Raw genomic sequence first — 20,667 nt, forward strand, 5'->3', positions numbered from 1 at the left:
CAGAGCGGATTCTTTATTACTTTTTTTTATTAATTTGTTTTAGCTAACTTCTCTTTTTTAGATTTATTAACTGAAACCGGCGCTTTTTTCAAATTTAATTTAGTTTGTAAGTCATCCAAAACATTCAATGCTTCTTCAACATAAATGTCTTTGGCTAAACTTTCGTGCCAACGATCCCGCTTTTCTTTCAAAATATTGTCTTTACTCATTTGCTCTATTTCATAAGGCAGTGAAGTAAATTTTAAATCGTTTTTATAATCAAAAATAGGTTTGAATTTCTTAGCTTTTTCTTCAATCGCATTTTGCGCTTTTCTGAATTTATCAATATTTAAGCTATATTCATTTTCTTCGCTTCTGGTATCAATCCATTTTGCATTTTCCTCAATCAATTTAAATTGTGGATTGTTTGCAATACGTTCTTTACTATGCAAAACTGCTTTACCAAAATTAGCATTATTGTCCCAAACGGTATAATCTGCTGGATCAATCTTGTCCCAAGGCATTGCATTTTCTACATCGCGTTCTCCCATTTTTAAGTAAGCATAACGGTCTGGCATTACCACATCACTTCTCACTCCTTCTAATTGTGTAGAACCACCATTGATTCTATAAAATTTCTGAGTAGTTGTTTTAAGCGCACCTAAATCGCCTAATTCACTACTACGTACAAATTGATTCAAATCGATTACATTTTGAACCGTTCCCTTTCCATAGGTTTGTTTACTACCAATGATAACTCCACGTTTGTAATCTTGAATAGCTGCCGCCAAAATTTCTGAAGCCGAAGCCGAAAAACTGTTGACCATAATTACTAACGGTCCATCCCATTCTATTTTCTTATCTCGGTCATACAACACTTCTTTCTTTCTGCCTGCCGATTTAATTTGGACAATTGGACCTTGTTCAATAAACAATCCAGCAATATCAACAACCGTAGACAAAGATCCTCCACCATCATCACGAACATCCAAAACAATTCCGTCAACCTGAGCTTCTTTTAATCGTGCTACTTCCTGAGCAATATCTTTTCCTGCATCTCTACCATCTTTATTTTCGAAATTGATATAGAATTTAGGCAAATATATTACTCCGTATTTCAATCCGTTTTTGTTAACGATACTTGATTTAGCATAAGTTTCTTCAATTTCAACAATGTCTCTAATGATTGAAATTACTTTAATGGTTCCGTCTACTTTTTTAATAGTCAAACGTACTTCGGTACCTTTTGGTCCTTTAATTTTCTTAACCACATCATCCAGACGCATTCCTACTACATCTACTGGCTGACCGTCTCCTTGAGCCACTTTCATTACAATATCTCCAGCTTCTAATTGTTTTCCTCTCCAAGCTGGTCCACCAGAAATCAATTCTGAAATCTCAGTGTAATCGTTTTTCTTTTGTAAACGAGCACCAATCCCTTCTAATGTTCCACTGATGCTTACATCAAAACGTTCTTTTTCTTCTGGTGCAAAATAGTTTGTATGCGGATCAAAACGAGCGGTAATAGAATTGATATAAACCGAAAACCAGTCGTTACGATCTAAATCTTTCATAAAACCAAAATACTCATCCAAAGATTTTGAAGTACTCTCACGAGTTTCTTTTTCTAATTCTTCAAAAGATTTAGGTTTACTGTCCTCAGCCGAAACTTCTTTTTTAGGCTTTTCAGCTCCAGTATGATCATCAGGATTTTCTAAAGGATTAGCAAGCAAAGCCGCTTCATCTTTAGAAGGTTTCCCTTTATTTTCTTGCATTTTCAAACGATCCGTTAAAGAAGAAAGTGTGGTTAATTTCAATTGTTTTCTCCATCTTTCTTTTAATTCTGCATCCGTTTTAGAATAAGGTGCTTTCTCATAATCTGTATTAAAACTTTCGTCAACAGTATAATCAAAAGGAGTTTTTAAAATTTCTTTGTAAAAAGCCTGACTTTCCTTCATTCTTGTCATCAAACGATCGTAAGTTAAGGTAAAGAACGTCAAATCTTTATTTCTCAACTCATCATCTAACTCTAGTTCGTACTTTGAAAATTCATCAATATCCGATTGTAAAAAAAATCGCTTAGACGGATCTAGTGCCTGAATGTAATCCTTGTAAACTCCTTTAGAAAAAGCATCATCAATAGTTGCTGGTTCATAATGTCCTTTTTCAATAACAAAAGTCAATAATTCTAAAAGTAATTTATCTTTATCAGGATCAGCTTCAGACGCCGATTTTATTTTAAAAGCAAACAATGTCACCGACAAAACGGCAACCGCAATAAGTAATTTATAATTTCTCCTCATAAGACTAATAATAGTATTCATCCAAATTTTTAAACTAAGTTAAGTGAAAAACCAAGTCAACAATGATAAGGTCTCCATAATTTTTTGTTAAAGATATAAAATTGTTTTTTTTACAATAGCAATAATCATGCAACTAAATAAAAATTACTTACTTTGTTAAAAAAAACATTTCTTACTCATTATAAGCTACTCATGAACACTAATAAACCCCTTATTTTAATCACAAATGACGACGGCGTTACAGCTCCGGGAATCAATGCTTTAATTGACGTGATGTCTAAAATCGGAGAAATTGTAGTCGTCGCTCCAGACAAACCACAAAGCGGAATGGGACACGCTATTACTACTAATGAAACTTTATATTTGAATAAAATTTCATTAGAAAATGATCCTATTACCATTTATAGCTGTTCAGGAACACCTTCCGATTGTGTAAAAATAGCGGTTAACGAAGTCCTGAAAAGAAAACCCGATTTGTGTGTTTCGGGTGTTAACCACGGTTCGAATTCTTCTATAAACGTTATTTATTCAGGAACGATGAGTGCTGCTATTGAAGCTGGAATTGAAGGAATTCCTGCTATAGGTTTTTCACTTTTAGACTTTGAATGGAATGCCAATTTTGAAGAAATCAAACCTTTCATAAAAAAAATAACTTTAGAAGCATTAGAAAACAAACTACCTAAAGATGTTATTCTGAATGTTAACTTCCCAAAATTAAAACAAGAAGAAATCAAAGGAATTAAAATCTGCCGTCAGGCAAAAGCATTCTGGCAAGAAAAATTTCATAAAAGAAAAACTCCTCAAGGACGTGATTATTACTGGTTGTCTGGCGAATTTATAAATCAGGATCAGGGCGAAGATACTGACGAATGGGCTTTGAATCACGGCTACATTTCCATAGTTCCGGTTCAATTCGATTTGACTGCTTATCATGCCACCCAACAACTCAATACTTGGAATTGGAATGAATAATTACATTTAAAAATTAGCTTTATTTGATTCCTGATGATGGAATGGTTAATTTTGGTTTGATTTTAAATTAAGCAGCATACAATGAAATACTACATTATAGCCGGAGAGGCATCAGGTGACTTACATGGTTCTAATTTAATGAAATCGCTTTTGGAGCAAGATTCTAATGCTGATATCCGTTTTTGGGGCGGCGATTTAATGCAGGCTGTTGGTGGGAATTTGGTCAAACATTACCGCGAATTAGCATTTATGGGTTTTGTAGAAGTGCTGTTTAACTTAAAAACCATTTTAAACAATATTAAAATTTGCAAAGAAGATATTATTCAGTTCCAACCTGATGTAATCATTTTTATTGATTATCCGGGTTTTAACATGCGTATTGCCAAGTGGGCTAAAGAAATTGGAATCAAAACCCATTATTACATTTCGCCACAAATTTGGGCTTGGAAAGAAAACAGAATAAACGCGATTAAAAGAGACGTAGACAAAATGTATGTGATTTTGCCTTTCGAAAAAAACTTCTACGAAGATAAACATCATTATCCAGTTGAATTTGTGGGACATCCGCTTATTGATGCGATTCAGAATCAAAAACAAATTGAAGCCGCTACTTTTAGAGCTGAAAATAATTTAAACGAAAAACCGATTATTGCGTTACTTCCTGGAAGTAGAAAACAAGAAATTACCAAAATGCTTTCGGTAATGCTTAGCGTAGTGGATGATTTTCCAGATTACCAATTTGTAATTGCAGGTGCTCCAAGTCAGGAATTTTCTTTTTACGAAAATTTCATTACCAAAAAGAATATCAAATTCATTTCTAATAAAACTTACGATTTATTGAAAATTGCTCACGCAGCCTTAGTTACTTCGGGAACAGCCACCTTAGAAACGGCACTTTTTAAAGTTCCAGAAGTTGTTTGCTACAAAGGAAGCTGGATTTCTTACCAAATTGCAAAACGCATTATTACCCTGAAATACATTTCATTAGTCAATCTAATTATGGATGAAGAAGTGGTAACCGAATTAATTCAGGAAGATTGCAATACTAAAAATATAAAAAAGGAGTTAAATAAAATACTAGATTCTGAATACCGAAAAAATCTTTTGGTTCAATACGATACTTTAGAACAAAAGTTAGGCGGAACAGGTGCTAGCGAAAAAACAGCTCAATTAATTATTGCCGATTTGAATGCGTAGAATAAGTCTTTTAAAACCGTTATTTTTCCTAATCCTGATTGCCATTATTTTTACTTCTTGTAAATCTACAGCCGTTGCCACCAGCAAATCAGACAAAAAGAACAACAATATTCTTGTTGAAAAAATAATCCATTCGGCATCCGAAAATCTTGGTGCTCCATACAAATATGCTGGAACAACCAAATCTGGTTTTGATTGTTCGGGATTGGTTTTTTCGACCTTTAATCAATTTGACATCAAACTTCCTAGAAGTTCAGCTGATCAAGCTAAAGTAGGGATTGATTTAGGTAAAAACATTTCGAAAGCGCAAAGAGGAGACTTAATCTTTTTTAAAACCAATAATCGCAGTAAAATTAATCACGTTGGGATTGTCACCAAAGCCAAAAACGACGAAATTGAATTTATTCATTCCTCTACTTCTAGAGGAGTGATAATTTCCTCTACTAAAGAAGCTTACTACGAAAGAACTTTTACGCAAATCAATAGAATTTTGCCTTAAAAAAATAAAACATTGTCGAAAATTCGTACTTTAGAATCATGAAAGTACTACAATTTCCTTTGGCAAGAATCACTATAGGTTTCCTACTGGGAATCCTAACCGCTTTCTATTTTCATCCGAATCCAAATCTAGTGTTTGGATTTCTTTTTGTTTTGTTAGCATTACTAATTCTTTTGTTTTTTGGAACGAAAAGAACGAAGAACACTCCATTTTATTTTGGAATACTTACCTACTCCATTTCTTTTTTAATTGGAATCAGTAGTTTAATTGTCCAAACCAATTCCTTAGAAAAAAACAACTACAGTAATGACAATAGTATTTTTGAAAAAGAAATTTCGATTACATTAATCATTCGGGAAAAATTAAAAAATACCAGCTACAATAAGCGCTACATTGCTTTAGTCCAAACGATAAATAACAAAAACTACAGCGGAAGAGTTTTACTCAACATTCCTAAAAAAAGTATCACCACTCCATTTGAAGTGGGAACAATTTTACGCATTCAAGGCGCTTTAATTAAAAACAAAAAGCCAGACAATCCTAACCAATTTGATTATGGCAACTATCTCAAGCAAAAACAAATTTATGCTCAGCTTTATGCTAATTCGGGAAATATTGAACGAAGTCTTGAACCTCATAAAGACATTTGGTACTACAGTGCTAAAATCACCACAAGAATTACCCATAATTTAGAAAAGTCAGAATTTAATAAAACAGCACTTGCCGTTGCAACCGCTTTAATTTTAGGTCAACGACAAGACATTGCCCCTGAAATCGTTCAAGATTATCAATATGCTGGCGCCGTACACATTTTGTCAGTTTCAGGTTTGCATGTTGGATTTATTTTCCTATTCCTAAATTTTATTTTAAAACCCATTTCGAATACCAGAAAAGGAGCTTTCATCAAACTAAGCATCATACTAATTAGCTTATTCCTATTTGCTTTAATCGCCGGATTGTCTCCTTCTATTGTTCGTTCGGTCACCATGTTTTCTTTTGTTACAATTGGATATTATATCCGAAGAAGCGTTAATATTTACCACACTTTGGTAGTATCCATGTTATTAATATTGCTTTTTCAGGCTTACTTTTTATTTGATGTTGGTTTTCAACTCAGTTATTTGGCAGTATTTTTTATTGTTTGGTTTCAACCTATTTTATCCAAACTTTGGACACCAAAAAACAAAATACTAAAATACAGTTGGGACATTCTCACGGTTTCATTCGCAGCACAAATAGGCACTTTGCCTTTAAGTTTGTATTATTTCCATCAATTTCCGGGATTGTTTTTCATTACTAATTTAGCGGTAATTCCGCTGGTTAGTATCATCATGTTTATCGGAATTGTAGTTATGGGATTTGCTGCTTTTGGATTCACAGCACTTTGGTTAAACAAACCTTTAGAATGGAGCATTATTTTACTCAACAAAATCATCAATACCATTGCTTCTTTTGAACAATTCATCATCAAAGACATTCCGTTCAATTTTAGCTTACTGGCTTCTAGTTATATTTTAATTATTGCACTAATTGTTTGGTTCAAAAAACCCTATTTCAACAGACTATTAATTGCTTTGATTGCGATTATTACATTCCAATTAACGTTATTGACAATCCATTGGCAAACTCAAAATCAAGAAGAATGGATTGTTTTTAATGTAAAAAGAACCACATTGATTGTACAGCGTCAGGGAGGTAAAGTTTCTCTATACTCGAATGATAGTGTTGCTACAAAAAGTAAAATGCTTAACTCTTATTTACTTGGAAATTTCAGCAAAACAAGAAATCAAAAACCATTACAGCACACGGCATATTTTAAAGGAAATAAAATCCTTATTTTGGACAGTCTAGGTATTTTTCCAAAAAACATAAAACCAGATATTATACTGCTAACCCAATCGCCTAGAATAAATATAGACCGAATGCTTTTGGACTTAAAACCAAAAATAGTAATTGCGGATGGCTCCAATTACAAATACATTTTAAAACAATGGGAAACGAGTTGTAAAAAACAAAAAATCCCTTTTCACGCTACTGCCGAAAAGGGATTCTATAAATTAAACTAAATCTTATTTTTGCTCTAAAATTCCATTAGCCACTTCTAACCAAGCAACTGAACCACCTGGAACATATCCTGTTTTTCCTAAACCGCCAAAAGCTGGTTTTCCTTCTTTCAATTGAGCAGTAGCAAACCAAACTGTTGGGTATCCTGGTACTTGAAATGCTTGTTCCAATCCTTTATTTTGCATTCTCAATTCATCTGATTGCGGAACGCTTCTAGGGAAATCTAATTCAACTAATATTACTTTTTCTTGTGCCCATTTAGTAAATTCTGGTGTTAGAAACACTTCTTTTTGTAAACGAATACACCATCCGCACCAGTCACTTCCTGTAAAAAAAAGCATCAAAGGTTTGTTTTCTTTAGTTCCAATTGCCATAGCTTCCTTAACATCAGTATGCCATTTTAATTCTTCTTTTTGAGCCTGAGCAGAAACAATACCGATACAGAAAACAGCAATTAAATATATTTTTTTCATTTTATTTTTTTTACGAATAAGCACAAATATAATACCTAAATTTTATTTTACCCCGTGCATTAACTTTTTCATAAGAGGATTTAAAATAATTACTATTACACCAGCAGCAGCAGGAACAACAGTAAAAATTAAAAAGAAAGTCGATAACGAATATGTATTGGTAATATTCTCGATTTGACCACCAAGTACAGCCGCTAATTTACTACCAATTGCAATAGCCAAATACCACATTCCAAACATGAAAGCAATCATTCGCGCTGGAACCAATTTGGACACATAAGAAAGTCCCACTGGTGATAAAAACAATTCTCCGAGTGTATGAAACAAATAAGCTAAAACCAACCAAACCATCGAAACTTTAAATCCTTCAGTTACTCCATAAGAACCGTAAGCCAATAAACCAAAACCAATTGCCATGATAATTAATCCTAAACCATATTTGGCTGCAGCAGGCGGATTGTATTTACTATCCCAGATTTTTGAAACGCTGGATGCCAAAGCAATAATAAAAAAGGAATTCAAAATGGAGAACCAACTTGGATCAATTTCTGAAGCTTTTTTACTAAATTCATTATTTAACATCCATATCGAAATTCCCCATACCATTAAAAAAGTAATTGCTAGTACAATATTAGATACGGTTATTTTTTTCCAGGTTTGTTTAGCTAACAAAAACAAAACCCACGAAATGATAATCAAAGGAACTACGGTCAATAAAGTATTAATAGTATTAAAAATTTTCAAAGAAGTTCCTTCTAAACTTCTGTCCACATTGTCTCTTGCAAAAAGAATTAACGATGAAGCTCCTTGTTCAAAAGACATCCAGAAGAAAATAGTAAAAAACGCAAAAACAATAACAGCAATCATTCTATCTCTCACTATAGTAGTATAACGCAGTAAACGGGAAATAACCAAATATAAGAAGAGTACTAATCCAAGCAATATCATAAAAATAGAACCGTCAAGTCCATTTACTTTAAAATCAAATAAATTGATGCCACCAATTTTAGAAAGTGGGTCATTAAAAGCATACAACAAGCCTATTGTAGTTGAAATTACTATTAAAGCATAATCAACAACTGTAAAAGGATTCGGTTTGTCTTCAGGATCATTTGAGAGTCTCGATTTTGCGATAGCTGCCTCTCTTTTTTCTTTTGAAGGAACATCGCCAGCAGTGCCAAATAAGGGTTTTGCCATCCAAAACTGTAAGGTACCTAACAACATAAAAACACCCGCTAAACCAAATCCCCAGCGCCAGCCTAGATTAGAAGCCAGATAACCGCAAAGCATCATTCCGAAAAAAGCTCCTGCATTTACTCCCATATAAAAAATGGTATAAGCACTATCTTTTTTCTCTGGAAAACCTTTGTACATTTCAGATAATATCGAAGTCATATTGGGCTTAAAAAAGCCTGTCCCAATTACCAATAATCCCAAACCTAAATACAACATAAAAGGAGTATCCAGAAACATAGCAATATGGCCGAGCGTCATAATAATCGAACCCACAACAACGGCCCAGCTGTATCCAATGTATCTATCGGCTATAATTCCACCAAAAATGGGTGTGATATACAATAACAAAGCATAAGTTCCATATAGAGCTCCTGCATTTTCAGCATTCCATCCCCAACCCGGATTTATTCCTGTAATTGGAGCAGTCAAAAACAAAATCAATAATACTCTCATTCCGTAGAATGAAAAACGTTCCCACATTTCAGTAAAAAACAGCACAAACAATCCTGCTGGATGCCCTAAAACAGGGCTTTTAAAAAAATTATCTTGAGCATCTTGATTCATAAATGGAGTATTAATTATTGGTAAGTCTGTGTTTCTTTGGGGATATTAAAAAATCTATTCCAAATATAGTTCTAAAATCTAACTTCTTAATTTGAATTATAAATTTTCTTTTATAAAATTAGTCATCTTATTAAACAATTGAATTCGGGTCATTCCACCGTAAATGCCATGGTTGCAGTCAGGATAAATTTGGGAATCAAACTGCTTGTTCGCTTTAATCAATGCATTCATCATTTCCATCGAATTTTGAACATGTACATTATCATCAGCAGTACCATGAATCAAAAGGTATTTTCCTTTTAATTTACTGGCAAAATTAATTGGGGAATTGTCATCATAACCGCTTGGATTTTCCTGCGGTGTTTGCATGTATCTTTCCGTATAAACCGAATCATAAAATCGCCAATTAATAACTGGAGCTACTGCAATAGCCATTTTAAAAATGTCATTTCCTTTCAAAATACAATTCGAAGCCATAAATCCACCATAAGACCAACCAAAAATTCCTATTCTGGATTTATCAACATACGGATAATTCCCGATTACTTTTGCCGCATCAATTTGATCTTCTACTTCATATTTTCCTAATTGCAATTGCGTTACTTTCTTAAATTCGGCACCTTTAAAACCCGTTCCTCTCCCATCAACACAAACCACAATGTAGCCTTGTTGCGAAAGCATTAAACACCAGTAATCATCCAGAGAACTCCATTGATTAGCTACTTGTTGCGAACCTGGCCCAGAATATTGCGTCATAAAAACAGGATACTTTTTAGCCGAATCAAAATCTTTTGGTTTGATAATCCAGATATTCAATTCGTTTCCTTTCTCTGTTTTTAAAACAAAAAATTCTTTTGTTGGCAAATTATATTCTTTTAATCGGTTTGCCAAAGCAGCATTATCTTCAATAACTTTCAATTCCTTACCTGATTTTACTTCATTCAAAGTATAAGTGGTTGGTTGATTCACATTCGAAAAAGCACGAATATAGTAATCGAAATTAGGGCTAAAAGTAGCTTCGTTAGTTCCTGTTTCATTAGACAAAACCACTTTATTTTTTCCATTCAATCCTGTTTTATAAACACCTCTGTTAATCGAACCGTTTTCGGTTGACTGATAAAACGCCGTATTGGTTTTCTCGTCGAGTCCATAAAACTTTGTGATTTCCCAATTTCCTTTGGTTACCTGATTCTTTAGTTTTCCCGTTTTATCATAATAGTAAATATGATTAAACCCATCTTTTTCGCTTGTCCAGACAAAACTATTGTCTTTTAGAAAAGTGAGATTATCGGTAACATCAATGTAAGCTTTGTCTTTTTCGTTCAAAACTACTTTTTTAGCTGCTGAACTTCCATCAATAAAAAGCAAGTCTAAGTTATTTTGATGGCGATTTAAGACCTGAGCCGATAACACATTCGCATCATTGGTCCATTTGATTCTGGCAATATAAAAATCAGAATAGTTACTCAAATCCACCATTTTTGAATCTTTCGACGCTAAATCAAAAATATGTAATGAAACCTGCGAATTTTTCTCGCCTGCTTTCGGGTATTTAAAAGTTTCTACTTCAGGATACAATTGTTGATTGAAAACCGTCATTGAAAACTCAGGTACTTCCGACTCATCAAATCGGATAAAAGCTATTTTTTTGCTATCACTTGACCAATCAAAAGCACGAACAAAAGCAAATTCTTCTTCATAAACCCAGTCGCAAATTCCGTTGATAATTGCATTTTTCTTTCCATCAGTAGTAACTTGAATGGTTATTTTTGATGCTATATCGTAAACATATAAATTGTTTTCTCTGGCAAAAGCAATTTTGTTTCCATCAGGAGAAAAAGTAGGTTCCTGAATTTGGAAGTTGAACAATTCAGTCAATTCCTTTTTCGAAATATCATACAAATAATAATTGGCAGTAAAGGAATGACGGTAAATCTGGCTTGAATTACAAGCCAGCAACAACATTTTTTCATTCGAATCAAAAGCATAACTATCAATCATCGGCATACCTATATGATCTTTAGTATCGATAATTGTGGATGTTTTTTGCAAAGTAGCAAAATCAAACAAATCAACCTGCGTGGTCAGAGCTGAACGATTATAATTTAAGACTGTATATTGATTGGACTTTTTTAACGAATGCAATTCGTCCATATCCTGAGTTTGATACATCCCGCTATAAATAGATTCGACGGTTATTTTTTGTTGTCCAAAAACAACAATATTCAACAAAAACAAAACGAAGGAAAGCAACTTGTGATTCATATTTTAAATTATCTGTATAGAAAGCCCCAATTTTAGTAAAAAAAAGATACATATCAGCTATTTTATTGATTAAAATTCAGCCAATAAAAAACAATAATCTTATTTATTGATGCTAATTTAATGAAAAATAAAACTCCTAAAACGTATCTTTGCGCCTCATTACTTTATAATCAATTGAAAATGAATAAAGCCGTAGCAGGATTCTCTAAACTATCAAAAGAAGAAAAAATAAACTGGATTGCCACAACTTACTTTTCAAGTCCGGAAAATGCCATTCAATTATTAAAAAAATACTGGAATAGTGACGAAAAACTTCAAAAACTACATGACGAATTTATAGAAAACACCATTAGTAATTTCTATATTCCACTGGGTGTTGCTCCTAATTTTTTAATTAATGATAAGTATCACACCATTCCAATGGCTATTGAGGAAAGCTCAGTAGTTGCTGCAGCTTCTAAATCGGCTAAATTTTGGGCAAGTCGTGGCGGTTTTAAAACTACGGTAATCAATACTGAAAAAATTGGTCAGGTTCATTTTCTGTTCAAAGGCGATATTTCTAAACTGGAATTATTCTTTGTTCAAACCAAAGCTAAATTTTTCTCAGAAACCGAAAATATTACTAAAAATATGCAACAACGCGGTGGCGGAATTCTAGACATTACACTAGAAAACAAAACCCATTTATTGCCCAATTATTTTCAGCTTCATGCAACTTTTGAAACAAAAGACAGCATGGGTGCTAATTTTATCAACTCTTGCTTAGAGCAATTTGCCAATATCTTAAAAACGGAAGCTCAGGCTTGCGAACTACTTTTTACAGAAGAAGAAAAAAACATTGAAGTGATTATGAGTATTCTTTCGAACTATGTTCCAAATTGTATCGTGAGAGCCGAAGTTTCCTGTCCAATAGAAGATTTGGCAGAAAAACACATTCCGAATCCTCAGGTTTTTGCAGAGCGTTTTGTTCAGGCGGTACAAATTGCCGAAGTAGAACCTTTTCGCGCTGTAACACACAACAAAGGAATCATGAACGGCATTGACGCAGTAATATTAGCTACAGGAAATGATTTTAGAGCTGTAGAAGCGGGAGTCCATGCTTATGCGGCTAAAAATGGACAATACAGCAGTTTGTCTCATGCCAAAATAGAAAACGGAATTTTTAGTTTTTGGCTCGAAGTTCCATTAGCTTTAGGAACTGTCGGCGGATTAACAAGTTTGCATCCTTTGGTAAAACTTTCGTTAGAAATGCTCGAAAATCCATCCGCTAGCCAATTGATGGAAATTGTTGCCGTTGCAGGATTAGCACAAAATTTTGCTGCCCTGCGTTCCTTAACCACAACAGGAATTCAGGACGGACATATGAAAATGCATTTGAATAATATTTTAAACCAATATGAAGCTACAAACGAAGAACGTGATGCCATACAAAAACACTTTAAAAACAATGTAGTATCACACAGTGGCGTAGTAAACTTTATTGAAAGTCTGAGGAAATAATTATAGTAGAACGAATTCTAATTCAATTTGGAAATGGACACAAAACAAACATTTTACAGCAACGGAAAATTATTAATCACTGCTGAATATTTGGTTTTAGACGGCGCTAAGGCTTTTGCATTGCCAACAAAATTTGGTCAAAATTTAATTATAGAAGAAACAAATCATCCTGAAATCATCTGGAAAAGCTTTGATGCTGACGGAAGTATTTGGTTTGAAGATACGCTCTCTTTTTCAGAAATTAAAAACCCAATAGAAACAGAAGAAGAATCTACTAAGAAAACCTTAGTAAAGATTTTGCACGAAGCTTATCTTTTAAATCCTGATTTTATTGAACAGACAAAAGGTTACAACATCACCACAGAACTGACTTTCCCTAAAAAATGGGGATTGGGCACTTCTTCTACACTTATTAATAATATTGCGCAATGGCTAGAAATTGACGCTTATATATTATTGAACAATAGTTTTGGTGGCAGCGGTTACGACATTGCTTGTGCACAAAATAACACTCCTATCACCTACCAATTGAAACAAGGAAAACCAAAAATAGATGCTGTACTCTTCGCTCCAAATTTTACCGATAGCATTTACTTTGTGTATTTGAATAAAAAACAGAGCAGTAAAACTGCGATAGCTAATTACAAAAAAAACAAAACCACCGATACTGAAAAGAACATTTCGAAAATAGACAAATTAACTCAGGAAATCATTCATGCCAAAAGCAGCAATACAATGGCTGTTGCAATAGGCAAGCATGAAGCGATTATGAGTTCTATTTTAGAAACTGCTACCGTAAAAGAAAATTTGTTTTTTGATTTTATTGGTGAAATAAAAAGTCTAGGCGCTTGGGGCGGCGATTTTATTATGGTAGTTTCCGAAGTAAGTCCTGTTACTTATTTTTCTTCCAAAGGTTATAAGACAATCATTCCTTATAAGGATATGATATTGGAATAATAACAATTGGAAAGATAGAACAACGTTTATTTTACCTCACCCAACTCTCTCCAAAGGAGAGGGAGCTAAAGTATTGGATTTTTCAAACAAGACATAAAAAAACCGTCTCGTTAAAAATAATAACGAGACGGTTTTTTTATGAAATTAAAATTAATCTTATACTATAAAACTAGTAATTGAATTGTTTTCTATTGTCTTTAATATCAGCGATATCTTTAAGAGCTGGCAACACTCTGTTTACATCTCCTGCTGATTGTGCTTTTAATTTAGCGATATATGGACTTACATCTTTTACTGCTGGAGCTTTAACAACACTTGTTGTTTTAACTACATAAACTCCTGTATTTCCTTCAATAGGAGCTGAAGTTTTATTAGCTGCTAAAGCGAATGCAGTTCCTACCACTCTTGGCTCTTGACCTACTCCACCGTTTAAAACTGGATTGTCTAAAGTGACATTAGCTGCTTGTTCTACTTTAGTTCCTGTAGCTTTAGCAATCGCTTCTAGAGAACCAGCTGTCATTTTAGCTTTAAGCATTTCTGCTTTTTTAGTTTTTTTCAATTTCGTTTCAATATATGGTCTTACTTGATCTAATGGAGCAAATCCAGAATCGTCAACATCTTTAACTTTTGCAATTACGTGACCTAAATTAGCCACTTCAAAACGTTTTACTGATCCTACTTTTGTATCACCTTCAAATGCCCATCTTACAATAGCTCTTTGGTTTCCTAAAGCACCAAAATTCTCATCCATTGCTTTTACTGAAACTGCAGGAGTAACAGTCAATTTCATTTCTTTAGCTACTTTATTAAAATCACCGTCAGCCGCTTTCATTTCGAATTGAGTTGCCTGAGTAAAAATTTTATCTGAAGTTACTTCTGATGCTTCTAATTTTTGAGCCACTGTAGCCAAACGGATTCCGTCTTGCTTATCTGTAATTTTAATAATATGGAATCCAAAAGGAGTTTCTACTAAACCAATTTTTCCAATACCGTTATTGAATACAAAATCATTAAAAGGCTTCACCATTTGGTTTGGACCAAAGTAACCTAAATCACCACCTTGTTGAGAAGATGAATCATCAGAATATTGGAAAGCCAACATCATAAAACTATCAGGACTAGCAGTAACCTGAGCTAATACTTCTTCTGCTTTAATCTTAGCTTCTTCTTTTGTTCTTTTTTCTTTTTGATTTGGAACCTGAGCTCCTTCATAACTAATTAAAATGTGACTTGCCTTAGCATTTACACCTAATTTTTTACCTAAAGATTTTGAAATACAGTAGTAATCTCCAAAAACATAAGGACCGTACACTTCACCTGGAGCTAAGCTAAATAATTGATCTGCATCTACAGCAGGCAAATCTTTCTTAGCTACATAAGTAGAATCATAAGGAACATCTGAATTTGAGTTAACAAATTCAACAACATTATTTGTGTTTTTAAATCCTGCTAAAGTATCATTTTTACCAGTTGCCTGATTGTAAACTACACTTCCTGACAATAATGAATTGATTCTTGTTTTAACTTCAGCTACATCAGCTGCTGATGCTTTGTCTTCAATTAAAACATATTCAACAGCACGAGATTCTTCAGCTTTGAATGTCTTTTCGTCTTTCTTCATATACTCTAAAATCTCAGCATCAGTCACTTTTACATCACTGTCTTTGATTGAAGAATACAAAGCTCCAACGTATGAAAAGTTAGCTTTATTGGCTTCCATTTCATATTTCAATTTACCTTCAGCCTGAGTAGTATAAGAAGCTGATTTTATCAAAGTACTGTAAATTTGGTATTTTGCATTTAATTCAGCGTCTTTTTCTCTTTGTTTCAAATATTCAGCTTGCGCTGGATTTGTTTTAAAGTATGCTTTGAATTTAGCCAAATCAAACATTCCGGCAGCATTTAAAAACATTGGATTTTGACCAATATTTTGATCTGCTTTTAAGATTTCTATAATGTGCTTTTCGCCAACTCTTAATCCTAATTTATCAAATTCATCAGATAATAAAGCTACTGAAACTTCTTGTTCCCAAACTCTATTTGCTGCTGCTGTAGAAGTGATTCCCTGACCACTTTTTTCAACATCACTTACTTTTAGTCTAAAACTCTCAAATGAAATATCTTTTCCATTGATGCTTCCTACATCTTGTGAGGTACTACTAAAGCCACCACTTTTAAATAAATCACCAATGATAAATGCAAATAAAGCTAATGCTATAACTGCAATCATTAAAGCGGAACGCTGTCTAATTTTTGATAAAACTGCCATTTTTATTGTTGTTAATTTTATATTCAGTTTGCGAAAATACAATTATCTAGTTAATAATAATACAAGTAACGTTTTATTTTAAAAGATTTTTTGCTTTTCTAAAAAAATCACTCTTTTACGGTCATTTTCACTAATTCAATTTTTTTATTTGTTGCTTCTTCTATCACAAAATGATAGTTCCCAATGGTAATTACATCCCCTTTTAATGGGATTTCTTTTGTAAAATCAACAATAAAACCACCCAAAGTTCCGTAAGAATCGCTCTCTGGAATTTCTAACTTATAAGTTTCATTTAAATACTCCACATCAAAACGAGCCGAAAAAAGATACACGTCTTCTTCTAATTCTTTTTCAATTAATTCTTCATCTGAATCGTGTTCATCTTCAATTTCCCCAAAAAGTTCCTCCACAATATCTTCAATAGTAATCATTCCCGAAGTCCCTCCATATTCATCCAGAACTACCGCAACGCTTTTTCGCTTTTTAATCAGCAAATCCATAACTTCTTTGATGTAAATAGTTTCTGGAACAAATTCGGCGGAAATAACTACTGATTTGATATTTTTTGGTTTCTTAAACAAATCAAAAGAATGTACATAACCAATAATTTCGTCCAATGAATTCTCGTAAACCATAATTTTAGAATAGCCTGTTTCTACAAACATTTCTTTAAGTTCGGTTACTGAATCATACAAATCGACTGCTACAATTTCAGTGCGAGGACTCATAATATCTCTGGCTTTTACTCCTGAAAACTCCAGTGCATTTTGAAAAATTTGGATTTCCGAATCGACTTCTTCATTGTCTTCAACCGTACTCATTTGCTCAGTTATGTAATTTCCTAGTTCTATTTTAGAAAAATACAATTGAATCTGGTCGCCTTCGGTTCTAAAAAATTTCTTCAAAATAAAATCGGAAATCCAAATGATAAATGTGGAAATAAAATAAAAAAGCAGGTAAAAGCAATAAGCCGGAACGGCAAAAAACTTGATTAAAACATTGGAATAAATTTGGAAAAATACTTTTGGAAAAAACTCTGCGGTTATTAAAACAATCAAAGTAGAAAGAACGGTTTGGATAAACAAATTCAAAAAATCAGAAAAAGAATAACCAAATGATTGTATCCAATCCATTAAAAGGTCGCCCATAAAAAAACCATAAACAACCAAGGTTATATTGTTACCAATAAGCATGGCTGCAATAAATTTGGACGGTTTTTCGGTAAGTCTAGTTAGAATTTCAGAAATAAAACTATCTTGTTTCTTTTCAATTTCAAGATAAATTTTATTTGAAGAAACGAATGCTATTTCCATTCCTGAAAAAAAAGCAGATAGTATTAGACATAGTATGATAATACTAATTTCCATAAATTAGGATTTACGGTTACGTTCCTGCATTTTTTTTGCAAATCTTTTTCTAAAGAAAAACATAAAAATTCCCAATCCCGCCATTAAAAGGCTTAAGATAGGAGTTGCATTTTCAACATTCCATTTTTCGATAGCATCGTAAATAAAAAAAGCGGCTAAAATAAGATAAACGTAAGGTGTATATTTTAAAAAACTCATAATATAAAAATTGAAATTATTCGGCTGTTAATACTTCGCCGGTTATTCTTTGGGAATTAATTACTTTAAAATCTTTGCTAAAATCGATTCCCTGACCGTTTGAAACTCCTTTTAGGTCAGTAAATTTAAACTTTTTCTCGGTAAAAAACCAGTCGTTTTTCTGATCGTAATACAATTGCTCGGTTTCTAACATTTGTCCGTCTTGCGAAACAATTTTTACTTTGCCTTGTAAATCGATAATATTGGTTTGCTTATAAGAAATGGCATAATTTGAAGTCACATGCGTTTCCTTAGCTTTTTTGTCATACAAGGTAACATCAATCCCTTTTGGGAATTCCGTAAACGGAAAATCTACTACGGCGTAATCCAGCATTTTAGAACTAATCAATACGGCCGTTATAAATCCTGAATCGGTATATTTTAAATTCACATTATCAGCATCTCCTGAAGGAGTAAATTCGGTAAAATTATTCTGCTGAACTTTTTTAAAATTACTTTCGCACCCAAAAAACAGAGTCACGGCACAAGCCATGACTACTAGAAATAGTTTATCTTTTTTTAATAAAAACATAGACAAAATGGTACTATATACGAATTATTACTCCTGAGCGATTATTAATCGAATTTTCTCTTAACAAACCATCTGTCGTTTAATGAAAGACCTACACTAAGTTTAGCATAATTTTCTTCAACTAAACCTGCAGAAGTAGTTCCTCTTTTTCCAAATTCGAAACCAAAATTAATATTAGAAAAACTTCCAGTAACTGGCAATCCTAATCCAATACTTACTCCTCTGTCTTTGATAGATTCAGAATTTACTATTAATCCCGTTTGCTCATATCTAAGTCCAGCTCTGTAAACAATTCTTTTAGCATAACTGGTAAACGAATTGTAATCAGGTATAAAATAACCTCCAAGACCGTATTTCATTGCTTTTTCATAAGAAACATTCGAAGCGGTATTGTAAGTATTCGCTAAATCTCCTTGGCTAGCCGAAGTAATTTGCGCTCCTACTAACCATTTTTTAGACTCTCCAATTCCGAAACCCAGTTTCAATTCGCTTGGTAAAGTCAAGTTTTTCTCATCCATTTCCTGATCGGAATTTTGTACTAAAGAAAATTGGAAATCTGAATTAAAATTTCCTGCTGCAAGATTTCTAGTATTCTCAGATGCTAATTGCCCTTCTAATCTATAACTCAAACTGCTATATAAGCTTAGTTTTTTATTCAATTTAGTCTGGTACATAGCCCCAAAATTAAAACTTGCACCAGATAAATCAGCTCTATTGATTTCGCGACTTCCTGTTATTACTCCAGTTACATATTGCAAATTAGTGGTTTCAATTCGACCAAAATTATAATCTACATTAGCTCCCACAATAAAATTTGGAAGAATTTTATAAGACGCACCAAAAAAAGCTTTGTTCATCCCACCAGTCGCATTGTCACGGCTATTTTGACCTCCCACTTCATTCGATACAACCTCAACTTTATACCCCACAGAAGAATATGGAATCAAACCAAAACCAACACCTAATTTCCCCATAGGCAATCCTACAGCCAAATAATCAAAAGTAGTTCTTGTAGCTTTTTCAGAAGCTGAACTGTTTTTTAAAGTGGTTGAATTATACGTTCCACCAACAGTAAATGTGGTTAATTTAAGATTAGAATAACTAGCTGGATTATCTAAATTCAAATGAATACTATCTTGTTCCACCTGAACTCCACCCATAGAACGGCTTTCTATTGTACCTTTAAACCTTACATCTCCAATTCCGTAAAAAGAATAAGGTGACGAAGTCCCTTCTTGAGCAAAAGACGCTAAAGACAAAAGCAAGCAAAGGCTTGATATAATTTTTCTAATCATTTTTGATTTTATATTGAAATGTTTGGTTCAAACTTTCCAAAAGGAAATTTGAATTGGCAAATATGGTATTTTTTAATCGTTTAGCCAAAAAATCTGCATCTCCACCAGTTAAAATTATGATAATTTTTGAACAGCCTGCCTTATATTCATCTATAAAACCCTCAATCTCATAGACCAATCCGTTTACCACACCCGAATGTATGGATTCTGAAGTTGATTTTCCTACATAGCTTTCCGGACTTTGCAAAGTCAACAACGGCAGTTTTGCTGTAAACTGATGCAAGGATTCATAACGTAATCGGAAACCTGGCGCAATAGCACCACCCTGATACACATTGTTTTCATCAATAAAATCATAGGTAATACAAGTGCCTGCATCAATTACCAATCGGTTTTGATTGGGATATAACAAAGTAGCTCCCGCCGCCAGCACCATGCGATCGATTCCTAAAGTTTTTGGAGTTCCATAATTATTGACAAATGGAAAAGCATCTTCATGAGAAACAAAATGAACTTTAACCTGATTTTCGAATGCTAAAAAAGATTGCTTCTCGACATCTCCAACCGATGAAATGACTAAATAAGTTATTGTTTCAAATTTTTCTAAAATTTTTTTAATCTTTTTTTCAAGCTCGATTTTATCAAAAACAAAACTTTCCAAATGGGTATCACCCTCAAAAACAGCCGCTTTAATTCGGGTATTCCCCACATCAACAGTTAATATCATATTTTGACTTTTGGTGTTGCGAAGGTACGAATAGATTTTTTCATAAAAATGTTTTGGATATATTAAAAATGGTTCTATATTTGCACCCGCAACAAGCACGGTACCTTAGCTCAGATGGTAGAGCAATGGACTGAAAATCCATGTGTCCCTGGTTCGATCCCTGGAGGTACCACAAAACCCGAATAGCAATATTCGGGTTTTTTGTTTTTATACCTTTTTGAAAAAACCAAA

Annotated in this window: 16 protein-coding genes and 1 tRNA gene; 7 read left to right on the forward strand and 10 right to left on the reverse strand. The window is 33.3% G+C overall.

The window, feature by feature from the left end; translation table 11 throughout:
• Positions 1-29: 29 nt before the first annotated feature.
• On the reverse strand, positions 30-2,303 hold the full coding sequence (locus tag AAGV33_RS01155; protein ID WP_373390067.1) for a carboxy terminal-processing peptidase: 2,274 nt from the start codon (positions 2,301-2,303) through the stop codon (positions 30-32).
• Between the two features lie 171 nt (positions 2,304-2,474).
• Between AAGV33_RS01155 and surE the strand changes: the two genes are divergently transcribed.
• The 4 genes from surE to AAGV33_RS01175 all read left to right on the forward strand — a co-directional run bounded on the left by surE (position 2,475) and on the right by AAGV33_RS01175 (position 7,016).
• The gene (gene surE, locus AAGV33_RS01160; protein ID WP_373390068.1) at positions 2,475-3,254 is read left to right on the forward strand and encodes a 5'/3'-nucleotidase SurE; all 780 of its coding nucleotides are present in this window, start codon (positions 2,475-2,477) and stop codon (positions 3,252-3,254) included.
• Positions 3,255-3,335: 81 nt separating this feature from the next.
• Entirely contained in the window at positions 3,336-4,451 is a 1,116-nt protein-coding gene (lpxB, locus tag AAGV33_RS01165) for a lipid-A-disaccharide synthase (RefSeq protein ID WP_373390069.1), read from the forward strand.
• The gene (locus AAGV33_RS01170) at positions 4,444-4,950 is read left to right on the forward strand and encodes a C40 family peptidase (protein WP_373390070.1); all 507 of its coding nucleotides are present in this window, start codon (positions 4,444-4,446) and stop codon (positions 4,948-4,950) included. The genes lpxB and AAGV33_RS01170 overlap by 8 nt, the downstream gene beginning before the upstream one ends.
• A 38-nt stretch (positions 4,951-4,988) precedes the next feature.
• The gene (locus tag AAGV33_RS01175) at positions 4,989-7,016 is read left to right on the forward strand and encodes a ComEC/Rec2 family competence protein (protein ID WP_373390071.1); all 2,028 of its coding nucleotides are present in this window, start codon (positions 4,989-4,991) and stop codon (positions 7,014-7,016) included.
• Positions 7,017-7,019: 3 nt separating this feature from the next.
• On the opposite strand, the gene AAGV33_RS01180 is transcribed toward AAGV33_RS01175, so the two are convergent.
• The 3 genes from AAGV33_RS01180 to AAGV33_RS01190 form a co-directional block, all read right to left on the reverse strand.
• Entirely contained in the window at positions 7,020-7,487 is a 468-nt protein-coding gene (locus AAGV33_RS01180) for a thioredoxin family protein (RefSeq protein ID WP_373390072.1), read from the reverse strand.
• Positions 7,488-7,529: 42 nt separating this feature from the next.
• A complete protein-coding gene (locus AAGV33_RS01185) occupies positions 7,530-9,287 on the reverse strand; it encodes a peptide MFS transporter (RefSeq protein ID WP_373390073.1) in 1,758 nt (585 codons plus the stop codon).
• Between the two features lie 96 nt (positions 9,288-9,383).
• Positions 9,384-11,552, reverse strand: a complete 2,169-nt coding sequence (locus AAGV33_RS01190; protein ID WP_373390074.1) for a S9 family peptidase — start codon at positions 11,550-11,552, stop codon at positions 9,384-9,386.
• Positions 11,553-11,732: 180 nt separating this feature from the next.
• On the opposite strand from AAGV33_RS01190, the gene AAGV33_RS01195 reads away from it, so the two are divergent.
• Positions 11,733-13,052, forward strand: a complete 1,320-nt coding sequence (locus AAGV33_RS01195; protein ID WP_373390075.1) for a hydroxymethylglutaryl-CoA reductase, degradative — start codon at positions 11,733-11,735, stop codon at positions 13,050-13,052.
• Positions 13,053-13,085: 33 nt separating this feature from the next.
• Positions 13,086-14,009: a GYDIA family GHMP kinase gene (locus AAGV33_RS01200; protein WP_373390076.1), complete on the forward strand. Its 924-nt coding sequence runs from the start codon at positions 13,086-13,088 to the stop codon at positions 14,007-14,009.
• Between the two features lie 169 nt (positions 14,010-14,178).
• On the opposite strand, the gene AAGV33_RS01205 is transcribed toward AAGV33_RS01200, so the two are convergent.
• From AAGV33_RS01205 to AAGV33_RS01230, 6 genes are all read right to left on the reverse strand, one after another.
• Positions 14,179-16,278 (reverse strand): peptidylprolyl isomerase, encoded by a 2,100-nt coding sequence (locus tag AAGV33_RS01205; protein ID WP_373390077.1) that lies wholly within the window; start codon positions 16,276-16,278, stop codon positions 14,179-14,181.
• 107 nt (positions 16,279-16,385) lie between these two features.
• On the reverse strand, positions 16,386-17,645 hold the full coding sequence (locus AAGV33_RS01210; protein ID WP_373390078.1) for a hemolysin family protein: 1,260 nt from the start codon (positions 17,643-17,645) through the stop codon (positions 16,386-16,388).
• 3 nt (positions 17,646-17,648) lie between these two features.
• Entirely contained in the window at positions 17,649-17,843 is a 195-nt protein-coding gene (locus tag AAGV33_RS01215; RefSeq protein ID WP_373390079.1) for a hypothetical protein, read from the reverse strand.
• Between the two features lie 16 nt (positions 17,844-17,859).
• Positions 17,860-18,414, reverse strand: a complete 555-nt coding sequence (lptC, locus tag AAGV33_RS01220; protein ID WP_373390080.1) for an LPS export ABC transporter periplasmic protein LptC — start codon at positions 18,412-18,414, stop codon at positions 17,860-17,862.
• A 44-nt stretch (positions 18,415-18,458) separates the two neighbouring features.
• Complete coding sequence (locus AAGV33_RS01225; RefSeq protein ID WP_373390081.1) at positions 18,459-19,709, reverse strand: hypothetical protein; 1,251 nt, start codon at positions 19,707-19,709, stop codon at positions 18,459-18,461.
• On the reverse strand, positions 19,702-20,436 hold the full coding sequence (locus AAGV33_RS01230; RefSeq protein ID WP_373390082.1) for a type III pantothenate kinase: 735 nt from the start codon (positions 20,434-20,436) through the stop codon (positions 19,702-19,704). The genes AAGV33_RS01225 and AAGV33_RS01230 overlap by 8 nt, the downstream gene beginning before the upstream one ends.
• 99 nt (positions 20,437-20,535) lie before the next feature.
• Here AAGV33_RS01230 and AAGV33_RS01235 point away from each other — a divergent pair.
• Positions 20,536-20,608: transfer RNA gene (locus AAGV33_RS01235), tRNA-Phe, on the forward strand.
• The last annotated feature ends 59 nt before the right edge of the window (positions 20,609-20,667 follow it).

Source organism: Flavobacterium magnesitis (assembly GCF_041729735.1).
Taxonomy (GTDB): domain Bacteria; phylum Bacteroidota; class Bacteroidia; order Flavobacteriales; family Flavobacteriaceae; genus Flavobacterium; species Flavobacterium magnesitis.